We start from the raw sequence: 13,605 nt of genomic DNA, 5'->3' as shown, positions 1-13,605 counted from the left end.
GTCAACTAGTCACATGCAACTATTCGATCTCATGGTGCGAGGCTGCGCAGCACCAGTCCGGTCACCTCGGTCTGCGCATCGGGCAGGAGGTCGAGGCTGCGCTCGAGGAAAACGGGGTCGATGAAGGGCTTGAGGGCATAGAAGATCGACCGGCGGGTTTCGTCGAGCGGGGTCTTGCGCTCGAACTCGCCATTCTCGCGGCCTTCCTTGAGGATCTCTTCGAGCAGGCCCTGCAGGCGCTCGGTATAGGCCCGCACGACCTCCCAGTTTTCGGACGACGCATGGACCGCGATCTCATAGAGCTTGCGATCGGTGAAGAGCAGCTCGACGGTTGCGGTGGTGGCGGTTCTCGCAAATCTGCGCAGCTTGTCGGTCGCGTCCTCCCCTTGGTCCACTGCCTCCCGGACCTGGTCGAATAGCGCGCCTACACACTCGGCGCAGATCGCCTCGCCGATCGCCTGCTTCGATTCGAAAAAGCGGTAGATATAGGCCTTGGAGAAGCCGATCTCGCGCGCGAGATCCGACACCGTCGTCTTGCCATAGCCGTAATGGGCGAAGCATTCGCGTGCAGCCTTGACGATCTGGTCCCGCACCGAATGCTCCGCCGGTCCGCGCGTGGCGGCCTTGCTTGTGCTCTGATTTTTCATGGCCGCACCCATAGCGCCAAAAGTCCGGATTGACAAATTGTGACCAAACACGTTATCGGTCACAAGCCATGAAATGGTTCATGGAGTTGCTGGCGAACGGACGCATGCGCATTTCATCTTCGATCCTGACGGTGGCCGGGACGGCTGCGCTACTCGGCGGCTGCGCCGTCGGCCCGGCCTATGTCGCACCCCAAGTGACAGCACCACCGGCGTTCATGGGCGGCCCAGCCGTCGAGGCCGCCACCGGTCAGGCCGCGAAGGTCGATCTGGTGAATTGGTGGCGATCGTTCGACGATCCGCTGCTGGCGAGCATGGTCGAACGCGCGCTGGCGCAGAATCTCGACCTGCAGCAGGCGAGCGCCCGTGTCGTGCAGGCGCGCGCCGCGCTGCGCCACGCCAAAGCCGCCCTCCTCCCGTCCGGGCAGGTCAGCGGCCAGGCGAGCGAGAATTATCAGTCGCTCGAGACGCCGCAGGGCCGCATCGCCAGCGCCTTGCCAGGCTTCGACCGCGAGGCGCAAAGCTACGACTTGAACCTCGGCGCGAGCTGGGAGCTCGATCTCTTCGGCGGCAAGGACGCGGCGCGCGATGCCGCACGGGCCGACTGGCAGGCATCCGCGGCTGGCGCCGTCGCCGCGCGGCTCGCCGTCGCGGCGCAGACGGCCGACACCTATGTCGCGATCCGCAGCCTTCAGGCGCGGCTCGAGGTGGCGCGCAACCAGCAGCAGGTCCAGCAGCAGCTGGTCGATCTGGTCGGGCTCCAGTATCGCAAGGGCGTGGCGGCCGAATTGCAGCTGCGCCAGGCCGAGGGGGCCCTGGCGCAAGTGAAAGCCGGTGTTCCGGAACTCGAGCAGAATCTCGACATCGCCCTGAACGCGCTGGATGTCCTGCTCGGCCTCCAGCCCGGCTCGACCCGGCCCGAACTTGCGGCCGTCGCGCCGATCCCCGACGTTCCCGCGGTCTCGGACGCAGGCGGTCCTGCCGCGCTGCTGCGCCGCCGCCCGGATATCATCGCGGCCGAACGAACGCTTGCCGCGTCGAACGCCCGGATCGGCGTGGCCATGGCCGAATATTATCCGAAATTCTCGCTCAGCGGGTTGCTCGGCACCGCGACCATGGGCGTCGGCGGACTGTTCGGCGGCAACGCCACCCAAGCCAGCGGCGTTCTCGGGCTGCGCTGGCGGCTGTTCGACTTCGGCCGCATCGATGCCGAGATCGCCGCAGCGCGGGGCCGCAACGCCGAGGCGCTGGCCGCCTATCGCCTGGCGGTCCTCAGGGCCTCGGAGGATGTGGAGAACGCCTTCTCGGCGCTCGTCAAGCAGCAGGCCCGCGGCCAGATCCTCGACCAGGGCGTCGCGTCGCTCACCAAGGCCCGCGCATCCTCGCTCGCGGCCTACAAGGGCGGCGTCTCCAGCTTGCTCGACGTGCTCGACGCCGACCAGCGCCTTCTCGCCAGCCGGGATGCCGAAATTCAGTCGAAGGCGGCTGCCGCCCGCGCCGCCATCGCTTCTTTCCGGGCACTGGGCGGTGGGTGGGATGGCCGTCCGCCATACGAGCCGGAACGCGATGATGCTGCGCGATGCTCGAACTGTGTGCGCATGCCTGCGAGGCGTGCGCCGGAGAATGCGAGAAGCATGCGCGTGACCATTGCCGGCTTTGCGCGAGGATGTGCGTGAATGTGCACAGGATTGCCGCAAGGGGCTGGCCAGCATCCAGTGAAGCCCGGCGCCTGCGATTGATTCGCAGCAGGAACCTCCAGGCTCCTCAACGCTTTGCTACGCTCGAATCGATAGGGAGAATTTCCGTGGCAGATCAGGAATATACCGATGCGATTGCGCTGCTGAAGGCGGACCATCGCAAGGTCGAGGAATTGTTCGAACGCTATGAGGGCGCGAGCGGATCGGCGGCGAAGAAGAAGCTCGCGCACCAGATCTGCGTCGAGCTCAAGATCCACACCGCGATCGAGGAGGAGATCTTCTACCCCGCCTTCAAGGGCAAGATCGAGGATGACACGCTCGACGAAGCCTATGTCGAGCATGACGGTGCCAAGATCCTGATCAACGATATCGAGGCGGGAAGCCCCGGTGACGAATTTTACGACGCCAAGGTGAAGGTGCTCTCCGAAGAGATCCTGCACCACGTCCATGAGGAAGAAATGCGCGGCGAAGGCATGTTCGCCCAGTGCCGCAAGACCGATGTCGATCTGGTCGCGCTGCGCGACGCGATGCTGGCGCGGAAGCAGGAATTGATGATGCGGGAAGAGAGCTCCGGCCTGCCTCCTGCCGAACCGCGCGCGGTGAATCTGCAGCCTGCCTGAGCCGGGCAGTCGCAGCTCCCCGGCGTGACGGCCCAGCCGCGCTCAAACTGGGAAATAACCGCTTTGGTGCCGGCCGATGGTCAGTCGGCCTTGCGGCCCCATTCCTTGTTGATGCCCAAGGCTGCGAGCGTGCAGATCGCGCCGGAGAGCAGATAGGCGCCGACCGACCATAATCCGAATTGGCTGGCGAGCGTGAGCGCGACGAGCGGCGCGAAGCCCGCGCCGATCAGCCAGGCGAGGTTCGAAGTGAGCGCCGCGCCGGTGTAGCGCCGCTGGCTCGAGAAACTGCCGTTCACTGCCCCCGAAGACTGGCCGAAGGCGAGGCCGAGCAACGCGAAGCCTGCGATCATATAGACCGTCTCGCCCGCGCCGCCGGCGCCGAGCAGCTGCGGTGCGAAGCCGCTATAGGCACCGATCAGCACCGCCGACACGCCGAGCACTGCGCGCCGCCCGACCCGATCGGCGATCACGCCCGAAGCCATGATCGCGAGCACGCCGACCACCGCGCCGACCATCTCGATGACCAGGAAGCGGACGGGAGGCTCGCCGGTGTAGAGCGCCACCCAGGAGAGCGGGAACACCGTGACGAGGTGGAACATCGCAAAGCTGGCGAGCGGGGCGAAGGCGCCGAGGATCACGGTGCGGCCTTCTTCGCGCAGCGTCTCCACGACCGGCGCGGGCTGAAGCTCGCGCGATTCGAACAGCTTCTCGAACTCGGGAGTCGCCACCAGCCGCAGTCGGGCGAACAGCGCGACGACGTTGATCGCGAAGGCGACGAAGAACGGATAGCGCCAGCCCCAGGAGAGGAAATCCTCCGTCGACAATGTCGACATGAAGAAGGCGAACAGGCCGCAGGCGACCAGCAATCCGAGCGGCGCGCCGAGCTGCGGGATCATCGCGTACCAGCCACGCCGCTCGTGCGGCACGTTGAGCGCGAGCAGCGAGGGCAGGCCGTCCCACGCACCGCCCAGGGCCGCGCCCTGGCCGAGCCGGAACAAGGCGAGCAGCCACACCGCGGCCATGCCGATCTGCGCGTAACCGGGCAGGAAGGCGATCGACATGGTCGATCCGCCGAGCAGGAACAATGCGATGGTGAGCTTCACGCCACGTCCGTGATTGCGGTCGACCCACATGAATATCAGCGAACCGATCGGCCGCGCGATGAAGGCGAGCGCGAACAGGCCGAAGGAATAAAGCGTGCCCGTGAGCGCATCGACGAACGGGAAGACCAGCGACGGGAACACCAGCACCGAGGCGATGGCATAGACGAAGAAGTCGAAGAACTCGCTGGTTCGCCCGACGATCACGCCGATCGCGATTTCGCCGGGGGCGACGCGGTGGTCACGCGCGTTCACGATGCGCGCGTCGCGCTCGAGGGGCGTCGATGTGGACGCGGCGATCGGTGCACTCATTCGCTTTCTGCTCCGGCGGCCTGATTCGGTGTTATTGCGTTTCAACGCCCGTTGCACCAGAAAAGCGCACGGGTGGGGATAGGACAAAATGTCCAATGTCGGCGCACAGGCGCGTCGGGATAGGCGAGGTCCCATGCGCGAATATCTGACCCTGTCCACTGCTCGACGCGCCCTGGGCGCGCTGTGCCTCGCGGCGCTGCTCGCGGGCTGCGGCAGCAATGAAGTGCTCGATCCCGCCGGCGACATCGCACTCCAGCAGCGCGACATCATCTATATCTCGACCGCGCTGATGCTGCTGATCATCGTGCCGGTGATGGCGCTGATCGTCGTCTTCGCGTGGCGCTATCGCGAATCGAACAAGGAAGCGACCTACGACCCCGATTTCGACCATTCGACGTCGCTCGAGCTCGTCATCTGGTCGGCGCCGCTGCTGATCATCATCTGTTTGGGCGCGCTCACCTGGTGGAGCACCCATCTGCTCGATCCGTTTCGCCCGCTCGATCGCGTCGCGGCGGGTCGTCCGGTCGATCCCAAGATCAAGCCGATGGTCGTGCAGGTTGTCTCGCTCGACTGGAAATGGCTGTTCATCTACCCCGAGCAGGGCATCGCGACGGTCAACGAACTGGCGCTGCCGGTCGATCGCCAGGTGCGCTTCGAGATTACGTCGACCAACATGATGAACACCTTCTACGCACCGACGCTGGCCGGAATGATCTATGCCATGCCCGGGATGCGGAGCACGCTTCACGCGGTGCTCAACCGACAGGGTCGGTTCGAGGGCATGTCGGCCAATTACAGCGGCGCCGGCTTCTCCGACATGCGCTTCAAGCTTTACGGCGTCGATCAGGCGGGCTTCGACGCCTGGGTGGCGCGGGTGAAGGCCAGCGGCCCGGCGCTCGACACCAAAGGCTTCCTCGCGCTCGAAAAGCCGAGTGAGAGGGTGCCCGCAATGTATTTCGCGGGTGCCGAAAGCGATCTGTTCGACCGCGTCTACAAGCGTTGTGTGCGCCCCGGCACGCCCTGCATGAACGGCATGCACGGCGGCCACGGATCGATCCCCGAGACCGGCAAGCCCGAAGGCGCGCTGTTCAAGGGCGGCGAAGAGAAAGGCCGGGGCGAGAGCCTTACTCCGCCGCCGGGCGCGCAAGCCAGCCCAGCACCGCATTCGCACCAGGAGCGCTAAATGTTCAACGAAAGCCTGGCGCGCACGGTCTTCGGCCGCCTCACTTTTGAATCCTTCCCGATCCACGAGCCGATCCTGCTCGTCACTTTCATCGTCGTCGTCCTGCTCGGGCTCGGCATCGTCGGGGCGGTCACCAAATACCGGCTCTGGGGCTGGCTGTGGCGCGAGTGGCTCACCACCGTCGATCACAAGAAGATCGGGGTCATGTACATGATCCTCGGCATTATCATGCTGCTGCGTGGCTTTTCCGACGCACTGATGATGCGCGCGCAACAGGCGATCGCCTTCGGGGACAGCCAGGGCTATCTGCCTGCGCACCATTACGATCAGGTCTTCACTGCGCACGGCACGATCATGATCTTCTTCGTCGCGATCCCGCTGGTCGTGGGGCTGATCAACTTCGTCATGCCGCTCCAGATCGGCGCGCGTGACGTGGCCTTTCCCTTCCTCAACAATCTGAGCTTCTGGCTCACGGTCGCCGGCGCCTTGCTGGTGATGATCTCGCTGTTCGTCGGCGAGTTCTCGCGCGCGGGCTGGCTCGGCTATGTGCCCGTCTCCAATCTGCAGAACAGCCCGGACACCGGGCCTGATTATTATCTATGGGCGCTGCAGATCGCGGGTATCGGCACGACGCTCTCGGGCATCAACATGGTCGTCACGATCATCAAGATGCGCGCGCCGGGCATGACGATGATGAAGATGCCGATCTTCTGCTGGACCGCTCTGTGCAGCAACGTCCTCGTCATCGCGATCTTCCCGGTGCTCACCGCCGCCTTCGCGATGCTGATGCTCGATCGCTATGTCGGCACCAACTTCTTCACCAACGATCTCGGCGGCAACCCGATGATGTACTGGAACCTGGTGTGGATCTGGGGCCACCCCGAGGTGTACGTCCTCATCCTGCCGGTGTTCGGCATCTATTCCGAGATCACCTCGACCTTCACCGGCAAGCGGCTGTTCGGCTATTCGTCGATGGTCTACGCGACCGTGGTCATCACGATCCTGAGCTATCTCGTCTGGCTCCACCACTTCTTCACCATGGGATCGGGCGCGAGCGTCAACAGCTTCTTCGGCATTGCGACCATGGTGATCTCGATCCCGACCGGCGCGAAGATCTTCAACTGGCTCTTCACGATGTATCGCGGCCGCATCCGCTACGAGCTGCCGATGATGTGGGTGGTGGCGTTCATGCTCACCTTCGTGGTGGGCGGTATGACCGGCGTGCTGCTCGCCGTGCCGCCGGCGGACTTCGTGCTCCACAACTCGCTGTTCCTCGTCGCGCACTTCCACAACGTGATCATCGGCGGCGTGGTGTTCGGGCTGTTCGCGGGGATGGACTATTGGTTCCCCAAGGCCTTCGGCTTCCGGCTCGATCGCTTCTGGGGGAAGGTGACCTTCTGGGGCTGGGTGATCGGCTATTGGGTCGCCTGGACGCCGATCTACATAGTCGGGCTGATGGGAACGACGCGGCGCGTGCGCCACTTCGACGATCCGAGCCTGCAGATCTGGTTCATCATCGCGATGATCGGGGCGGTGATCATCCTGATCGGCATCCTCGCCTTCGTCATCCAGATCGCGGTGAGCATCAAGAACCGCGAGAAGCTGCGCGACACCACCGGCGATCCGTGGAACGGCCGCACGCTCGAATGGGCGACCTCGTCGCCGCCGCCGGGCTACAACTTCGCCTTCACGCCGAAGGTCCATGATCTCGACGCCTGGTACGACATGAAGCAGCGCGGGCATGAAGTGCCGACGAGCGGCTTTCGCCCGATCCACATGCCGCGCAACACCGGCGCGGGGGTGATCCTCTCGTTCCTGGCGCTCGCGCTCGGCTTCGCGATGGTCTGGTACATCTGGTGGCTCGCGGCGGTCGCCGCGGTCGGCCTGTTCGTCGTCGCGATCGGCCACACCTTCAACTACAACCGCGACTATTACATCCCGGCGGAGGAAGTCGCGAACGACGAAAGCGAGCGCCTGAAGCTGCTCGGCGCAGGAGCCTGACATGGCGAGCGACGCAATGACCGCCGAAGGCGCGGCGAACCCGACCTTCTACCTCGTCGAGGAAGAGGATCACCACCACGAGACCGGCGGCAGCACCGCCTTGGGTTTCTGGATCTATCTGATGAGCGACGCGCTCATCTTCGCGACTTTGTTCGCCACCTTTGGCGTGCTGAGCAGCAGCTTTGCCGGCGGGCCGACCCCGGCCGACATCTTCGAGCTGCCGCTGGTCGCAGTGAACACGGCTTTGCTGCTGATTTCGTCGATCACCTACGGCTTCGCGATGATCGCGATGCAGGAAAGCAGGCTGAACGGCACACGGCTCTGGCTGGTGATCACCGGATTGCTCGGCGCCGGGTTCGTCGGGATCGAGCTGTTCGAGTTCGCCAGCCTGATCCACGAAGGCGCCACGCCGCAGACCAGCGCCTTCCTTTCGGCCTTCTTCACTCTGGTCGCGACGCACGGGCTGCACGTCACCTTCGGGATCATCTGGCTCTGCGTGATGCTGGTCCAGCTCGGCCAGCGCGGGCTACATCCCGAGAACCGGCGGCGGCTGATGTGCCTCAGCATGTTCTGGCATTTCCTCGACGTTGTCTGGATCGGCGTCTTCACCTTCGTCTATCTGCTCGGAGTCCTGCGATGAGCGCGTCCCATAGCACCCACGATGCCGCGCATGGGCACGGCGAAGGGCACGGCCATTTCTCGCGCCGTGGCTATTTGCTGGGTTTCCTGCTCTCGGCGGTGCTCACGGCGATCCCGTTCTGGCTGGTGATGACCGGCGCGCTGGCCGACAAGCAGGCGACGGTGCTGATCGTGATCGCGCTGGCGGTGGTTCAGATACTGGTGCACACCGTGGCCTTCCTCCATCTCAACACGCGCTCGGAAGGCGGCTGGACGCTGATGGCCTATATCTTCACGGCAGTGATCGTGCTGATCGTGATCTCGGGCTCGCTGTGGATCATGTACCATCTCAACAGCAACATGATGCCCGTGACGGCGGGAGGCTTCGGCTCCTGACACCCGGCGCCAAGCGCGGCCTCTTCCTGACGTTCGCGCTGCTCGCCTGCGCGGGCTTCGCGGCTTTGGGGGTGTGGCAGATCCAGCGCCGGGCATGGAAGCTCGACTTGATCGCGCAGGTCGATGCGCGCATCCACGCGCCCGCCGCGCCTCCGCCCGCGCGCGCCGATTGGGCAGGGGTCAATGCGCGCGACGATGCCTATCGCCATGTCCGCGCAACCGGCAGCTTTCTCCACGATCGCGAGACTTTGGTTCAGGCGGTCACCGAACGCGGCGCGGGCTTCTGGGTGCTGACGCCGCTCAGTACCGATCAGGGCACGGTGCTGGTCAACCGCGGCTTCGTGCCGCCCGAGCGCCGCGATCCGGCGAGCCGGCGCGCAGGGCGGGGGCCTGTGACGGTCACAGGCCTGCTCCGCGTCAGCGAGCCGGGCGGCGCCTTCCTACGCGCCAACGATTCCGCTGCCGGGCGCTGGTATTCGCGCGACGTCGCGGCGATCGCCAAAGCGCGGGCGCTGGGCGAAGTCGCGCCTTTCTTCATCGACGCCGATGCGGCGCCCAATCCCGGCGGCTACCCCGTCGGCGGGCTGACGGTCGTGGCTTTTCCCAACAGCCATCTGGTCTATGCTTTGACCTGGTTCGGACTCGCGGCGCTTTCGGCCTGGGGCGCGGCGCTGATCCTGCGCAAGGCAAGGCGAGACTGATGGACGCGCCGCTTCTGGCACTCACCCGCAAGCGCGCCGGCGCGCCGAGCGGTCCGTCGCCCGAAAGCGTGGCGGCAGACAATATGCGCCAGCTCATCCAGCTGCGCTGGATCGCGGTGGCGGGGCAGGTGGTGACGATCCTCGCGGTGCATTTCGGGCTCGGCGTAACTCTGCCGCTCGGGCCGATGCTGGGCGTGGCCGCCGCGCTCGCCGCCGCCAACCTCGCCGCCACGCTCGCGCTGCCGCACCACCGGGTGCATAATGCCGAGATCATGGTGGCGCTGCTCGTCGACATGACCGCGCTGACGCTCCAGCTCTATTTCAGCGGCGGCGCGACCAATCCCTTCATCTCGCTCTATCTGCTCCAGGTCGTGCTCGGCGCGATCCTGCTTCCGCGCGGATCGATCTGGGTGCTCGTGGCCGCGACCTGCTTCTGCTACGCGCTCCTCAGCGTCCGCCACATTCCGCTCGTGTTGCCTTCGTCGCTGCTGGCCGAGAGCGCCGATCTCTTCCGGATCGGCAACTGGATCGGCTTCGCGATGGTCGGCACTCTGCTCGTGCCGTTCGTCACCCGGATCAGCCACAATCTGAGCGCGCGCGACGCCTATCTTGCCGGGCTGCGGCAGCAGGCGGTGGAGGAGGACGGCATCATCCGCATGGGCCTGTTCGCATCGGGCGCGGCGCATGAGCTCGGCACGCCGCTCTCGTCGATTTCGGTGATCCTCGCCGACTGGCGCCGCATGCCGCGGATCGCCGCGGATCCCGAACTCGCGGCCGAAGTCGCCGAGATGCAGTCCGAGGTGCAGCGCTGCAAGGTCATAGTCTCCGACATCCTTCATTCGGCGGGCGAACCGCGCGGCGAGGCGATGGCGAGCACGCCCGCGCGACCCTTCCTCGAGGTGCTGGCCGAGGAATGGCAGGTCGCGCATCCGGAGGTTCCGCTCACCTGTCGCGTGGCGCTTCCCCAGGCGACGATGATCCCCGCCGATCCCTCGCTCCGGCAGGCGATCTGGAACCTGCTCGACAATGCCGGCGAGGCCTCGCCCGGCTATGTAGCGCTCGATGCGGGAATCGAAGGCGAGGCGCTGGCGATTGGCATCTCCGATCACGGGCCCGGTTTCCCGCCAGATCAGCTTGCGAGCATCGGCAAGCTCTACCAGTCGAGCAAAGGCGCGGGCCATGGCCTGGGGCTGTTCCTCGCGGTCAACGTCGCACGGCGGTTGGGCGGGCAGCTGGAGGCGAGGAATCGCGATACCGGGGCGCAGATCCGGCTGGTGCTGCCATTGCTCGCGCCGGTGCAAGGGATGGGATGAAATTGGAACCTTCCCGGAAACTCGTGCTCGTCGAGGACGACGAGACCTTCGCGCGGACGCTCCTGCGTTCGCTCGAGCGGCGTGGGTATCAGGTCGCGCTCGCGCGGAGCCCGGGCGAGCTCGATACGCTGCTGGAGACACATGGCTTCGAGTTTGCGGTGGTCGATCTCAAGCTCGGTCCCGCGTCGGGCCTGCCCTGCGTCGCGAAGCTCCACGCGCACGATCCGGCGATGCAGATCGTCGTGCTGACCGGCTTTGCGAGCATCGCCACCGCCGTCGAGGCTATCAAGCTCGGCGCGCGCCACTATCTCGCCAAGCCCTCGAACGCCGATGATATCGAGGCGGCATTCGGGAAGACGGAGGGCAATGCCGACGAGCCGATCGGCGCGCGTCCGACTTCGATCAAGACGCTCGAATGGGAGCGGATCAACGAGACGCTGGCCGCGACCGGCTTCAATATCTCGGAAACCGCACGCCAGCTGGGGATGCACCGTCGCACATTGGCGCGGAAGCTGGGCAAGCGGCCGGTGAAGTAGGCCGGACGATGGGCGGTTCGCGGGCGTCCAGCAACGTGACAGCGCGCCTTGCCGGCATCCGCCGATTGCGCTCGAAAGATGGTCTGCAATGCTATACAGTCCGCAGGGGCAGGATCGAGGCCAAGGCGCCCGTATCTTGCGACGAGAGGATGCAATGTCGGAAGGATCAGGCGGGCCGTGGACCTCGTCGGGAGCGCATATGTCGGCGCCACCGCAGGAGACCGTACATGCCGCCGCCGCGGAGCCGATCGAAAGCGGCGGGCGCTTCCCCGCTTTCCCCACCGAACGCGCCGAGCGCGGCATCCAGCTGCTGTCGCGACTCGCCGGACCGGTGGTTTTTTTCCTCGCGCTCGGTGGAATCGCGTGGTTATTGCTCAAGTAACTGATCGGGCGTGATTTTGCCCCGGTTCGGGCTACGTTCGCATTAATCGGCGTCCGGTTGCCGGATAAAACCTACCGAATTGCCAACATATCGGCGAATCTCTCTCCCAGCACGGGTCGTCCCGAAAAGGCCCGGTTTTCCCCGCCCCCCGCTTGCCTTCGCGCCGAGCGTGTGCCTCTGCTGCATTGCAGCAAGCTCCTTGCCGATGTGCGGCGGGGAAATTGCTGGCCCTTTGGGTGTGTAGTGTCAGGGAGTTTCGGGGTGTCGCATGTCAAAGATTGACCTGGCGATCCACGGTTATCCGAATCGTACGCCGTTCGCGTCGGCGGCGCGGCGAAGTGCCAAGGTCTGGTTGTCGCTGACCTTGATCGGCGCCGATACGCTGGCACTGATCATCAGCTTCGCGATCGGGCTCCGGGTCGAGCAGCCCGGCACCATCTCCGGCGACGTATGGACCTCGCTGCTGGGCGTGATCCTCGTTCATGTCGGCATTTCCTTCCAGAACCAGGCCTATGCCACCAAATGCCTGACCAACGCGACGTGCAGCACGCGCCAGGCGCTGCTGTCGATCGCCGGCACGCTGCTGCTGTTCCTGCTGGTGGTGTTTTCGCTCAAGGTGACGGGGCATCTGCCGCGCCTCGCGCTGTCGGTGGGTATCGTCTCCACCACTATCCTGATCGTCAGCCAGCGATTGCTGCTCTGTCACTTCGTTCGCCGCGCTTATGGCGATCGGCTGCACACCGAATTGGTGATCGTGGACGGCGGAAATGTACCGGATGCGTGCCTCGGCAGCGACATCATCGACGCCGGCGCCGCGGCGTTGCGCTCGGATCTCGATGATCCGTACATGCTCAACCGGCTCGGCACGCTGTTGCGCCATTATGACCGCGTCGTCATCAGTTGCACGCCCGAGCGCAAGGTCGAATGGGCGCAGGTGCTGAAGGGCGCCAACATCCAGGGCGAGATCATCGTTCCCGAGATCGGCGAGCTCGGGCCGTTGGCAGTGCATCAGCTGAGCGGCGTCACTACCGTCGTCGTTTCGCGCGGACCGCTCAATCTCCCGAATCGCGCCAAAAAGCGCGCGCTCGATATCGCGCTCACCGTGCCGGTGTTGATCGCATTGCTGCCGCTGATGATCACGGTCGCGATCCTGATCCGGCTCGATTCGCCGGGGCCGGTCTTCTTCCGGCAGGAGCGGATGGGGCGGGGCAACCGCATCTTCCACATCCTCAAGTTCCGCAGCATGCGAGTCGAGACGAGCGACTCCGACGGAACGCGCTCGGCGAGCCGCGACGACGATCGGATAACCCGGGTCGGCCGCTTCATTCGCCGGACGAGCATCGACGAGCTGCCGCAGCTGATCAACGTGTTGCTGGGCGAGATGAGCCTCGTGGGCCCGCGCCCGCACGCGCTCGGCTCGCTCGCCGGCGACGAGCTTTTTTGGCGCGTCGATCGCCAATATTGGCATCGCCATGCGCTCAAGCCGGGAATCACCGGCCTCGCGCAGGTCCGCGGCTTTCGCGGTGCGACCGAGCATCGTCGCGATATCGTCAACCGGCTGGAGGCCGATCTCGAGTATCTCCACGGCTGGAGCCTGATGCGCGATCTCGGCATTCTCGCCAAGACCGCGCAGGTGCTGGCGCATAAGAACGCATATTGAAGAACGAATATTGAACGGGAGAGGCTGGGCGAGCGCGGATTAACCATCGCCACCAAGCTTCCATAAAGGACTTTCGGCCATAGCCGCTGCTGGGCAATAAAGGTCTCAGGCAGTGGCGGAAAATTTGATAATGGCGAGGGACGCCGATGCGGGCTCTGCCGATAATGCGCAGGCGGAACCGATGTGGCTGATGCCCGCGGACCTTCGCGAGCCGATCGCGGAACGCCTGATCCAGGCCGGCTCGCGCTGGGCGGGAATCGCCAGTTTCGTCGTCGCCCTGGGCGCGGTCGGGCTCTGGCTGCTGGGCTGATCGCCCGGATCTGACCCGCCGACGGCAGGTGATGCCGTCCAGAAACAAACAAGCCGTGCCGTTGGCGCGACCAATTGCATTTGCCCCGGTGGGCACCGGCGCTTGAACGCTCTAGCATGATCAAATTGCTGC

14 protein-coding genes are annotated in these 13,605 nt (G+C 65.2%); 12 read left to right on the top strand and 2 right to left on the bottom strand.

Annotated elements, in window-relative coordinates; genetic code table 11:
• Nucleotides 1-29: 29 nt before the first annotated feature.
• Nucleotides 30-647 carry a TetR/AcrR family transcriptional regulator gene (locus tag BR78_RS0109600; protein ID WP_029936342.1) on the bottom strand — a complete coding sequence of 206 codons (618 nt, stop codon included), beginning with the start codon at nt 645-647 and terminating at the stop codon, nt 30-32.
• Between the two features lie 68 nt (nt 648-715).
• On the opposite strand from BR78_RS0109600, the gene BR78_RS0109595 reads away from it, so the two are divergent.
• Nucleotides 716-2,320 (top strand): efflux transporter outer membrane subunit, encoded by a 1,605-nt coding sequence (locus tag BR78_RS0109595; RefSeq protein WP_231478227.1) that lies wholly within the window; start codon nt 716-718, stop codon nt 2,318-2,320.
• Nucleotides 2,321-2,448: 128 nt separating this feature from the next.
• Nucleotides 2,449-2,961 carry a hemerythrin domain-containing protein gene (locus BR78_RS0109590; RefSeq protein WP_029936340.1) on the top strand — a complete coding sequence of 171 codons (513 nt, stop codon included), beginning with the start codon at nt 2,449-2,451 and terminating at the stop codon, nt 2,959-2,961.
• Between the two features lie 80 nt (nt 2,962-3,041).
• On the opposite strand, the gene BR78_RS0109585 is transcribed toward BR78_RS0109590, so the two are convergent.
• Entirely contained in the window at nt 3,042-4,373 is a 1,332-nt protein-coding gene (locus BR78_RS0109585) for an MFS transporter (protein WP_029724263.1), read from the bottom strand.
• 133 nt (nt 4,374-4,506) lie between these two features.
• Between BR78_RS0109585 and cyoA the strand changes: the two genes are divergently transcribed.
• The 10 genes from cyoA to BR78_RS22315 all read left to right on the top strand — a co-directional run bounded on the left by cyoA (nt 4,507) and on the right by BR78_RS22315 (nt 13,473).
• On the top strand, nt 4,507-5,556 hold the full coding sequence (gene cyoA, locus BR78_RS0109580; RefSeq protein WP_029936339.1) for a ubiquinol oxidase subunit II: 1,050 nt from the start codon (nt 4,507-4,509) through the stop codon (nt 5,554-5,556).
• A complete protein-coding gene (cyoB, locus tag BR78_RS0109575; protein ID WP_029936338.1) occupies nt 5,557-7,557 on the top strand; it encodes a cytochrome o ubiquinol oxidase subunit I in 2,001 nt (666 codons plus the stop codon).
• A 1-nt stretch (nt 7,558) separates the two neighbouring features.
• Nucleotides 7,559-8,197: a cytochrome o ubiquinol oxidase subunit III gene (gene cyoC, locus BR78_RS0109570; RefSeq protein WP_081855718.1), complete on the top strand. Its 639-nt coding sequence runs from the start codon at nt 7,559-7,561 to the stop codon at nt 8,195-8,197.
• Nucleotides 8,194-8,571, top strand: coding sequence for a cytochrome o ubiquinol oxidase subunit IV (gene cyoD / locus BR78_RS0109565; RefSeq protein ID WP_029936337.1), 378 nt, complete (start codon nt 8,194-8,196; stop codon nt 8,569-8,571). The genes cyoC and cyoD overlap by 4 nt, the downstream gene beginning before the upstream one ends.
• Nucleotides 8,568-9,272 carry an SURF1 family protein gene (locus BR78_RS0109560; protein ID WP_029936336.1) on the top strand — a complete coding sequence of 235 codons (705 nt, stop codon included), beginning with the start codon at nt 8,568-8,570 and terminating at the stop codon, nt 9,270-9,272. Before cyoD ends, BR78_RS0109560 begins: the two co-directional genes overlap by 4 nt.
• On the top strand, nt 9,272-10,585 hold the full coding sequence (locus BR78_RS0109555) for an ATP-binding protein (RefSeq protein ID WP_156022281.1): 1,314 nt from the start codon (nt 9,272-9,274) through the stop codon (nt 10,583-10,585). The genes BR78_RS0109560 and BR78_RS0109555 overlap by 1 nt, the downstream gene beginning before the upstream one ends.
• Nucleotides 10,582-11,121 carry a response regulator transcription factor gene (locus BR78_RS0109550; protein ID WP_443027673.1) on the top strand — a complete coding sequence of 180 codons (540 nt, stop codon included), beginning with the start codon at nt 10,582-10,584 and terminating at the stop codon, nt 11,119-11,121. Before BR78_RS0109555 ends, BR78_RS0109550 begins: the two co-directional genes overlap by 4 nt.
• A 199-nt stretch (nt 11,122-11,320) precedes the next feature.
• Nucleotides 11,321-11,503 (top strand): hypothetical protein, encoded by a 183-nt coding sequence (locus tag BR78_RS0109545; RefSeq protein WP_029936331.1) that lies wholly within the window; start codon nt 11,321-11,323, stop codon nt 11,501-11,503.
• Nucleotides 11,504-11,771: 268 nt separating this feature from the next.
• Entirely contained in the window at nt 11,772-13,163 is a 1,392-nt protein-coding gene (locus BR78_RS0109540) for an exopolysaccharide biosynthesis polyprenyl glycosylphosphotransferase (RefSeq protein ID WP_029724434.1), read from the top strand.
• Nucleotides 13,164-13,344: 181 nt separating this feature from the next.
• Nucleotides 13,345-13,473, top strand: coding sequence for a hypothetical protein (locus BR78_RS22315; protein ID WP_269320208.1), 129 nt, complete (start codon nt 13,345-13,347; stop codon nt 13,471-13,473).
• Nucleotides 13,474-13,605 lie beyond the last annotated feature (132 nt).

Source organism: Sphingomonas sp. UNC305MFCol5.2, assembly GCF_000712135.1.
In the GTDB taxonomy this organism is placed as follows: domain Bacteria; phylum Pseudomonadota; class Alphaproteobacteria; order Sphingomonadales; family Sphingomonadaceae; genus Sphingomonas.
Note: the sequence above shows the minus strand (reverse complement) of the source record. Positions and strands in the feature narration are given on the sequence as shown.

Bases quoted from the DNA above. Each gene is read 5' to 3' on its own strand.
- BR78_RS0109595 (WP_231478227.1), top strand. From the start codon at position 716: ATGAAATGGTTCATGGAGTTGCTGGCGAACGGACGCATGCGCATTTCA.
- BR78_RS22315 (WP_269320208.1), top strand. From the start codon at position 13,345: ATGTGGCTGATGCCCGCGGACCTTCGCGAGCCGATCGCGGAACGCCTG.
- BR78_RS0109555 (WP_156022281.1), top strand. From the start codon at position 9,272: ATGGACGCGCCGCTTCTGGCACTCACCCGCAAGCGCGCCGGCGCGCCG.
- cyoC (WP_081855718.1), top strand. From the start codon at position 7,559: ATGGCGAGCGACGCAATGACCGCCGAAGGCGCGGCGAACCCGACCTTC.
- BR78_RS0109540 (WP_029724434.1), top strand. From the start codon at position 11,772: ATGTCAAAGATTGACCTGGCGATCCACGGTTATCCGAATCGTACGCCG.
- BR78_RS0109585 (WP_029724263.1), bottom strand. From the start codon at position 4,373: ATGAGTGCACCGATCGCCGCGTCCACATCGACGCCCCTCGAGCGCGAC.
- cyoA (WP_029936339.1), top strand. From the start codon at position 4,507: ATGCGCGAATATCTGACCCTGTCCACTGCTCGACGCGCCCTGGGCGCG.
- BR78_RS0109550 (WP_443027673.1), top strand. From the start codon at position 10,582: ATGAAATTGGAACCTTCCCGGAAACTCGTGCTCGTCGAGGACGACGAG.
- cyoD (WP_029936337.1), top strand. From the start codon at position 8,194: ATGAGCGCGTCCCATAGCACCCACGATGCCGCGCATGGGCACGGCGAA.
- cyoB (WP_029936338.1), top strand. From the start codon at position 5,557: ATGTTCAACGAAAGCCTGGCGCGCACGGTCTTCGGCCGCCTCACTTTT.
- BR78_RS0109600 (WP_029936342.1), bottom strand. From the start codon at position 647: ATGAAAAATCAGAGCACAAGCAAGGCCGCCACGCGCGGACCGGCGGAG.
- BR78_RS0109545 (WP_029936331.1), top strand. From the start codon at position 11,321: ATGTCGGCGCCACCGCAGGAGACCGTACATGCCGCCGCCGCGGAGCCG.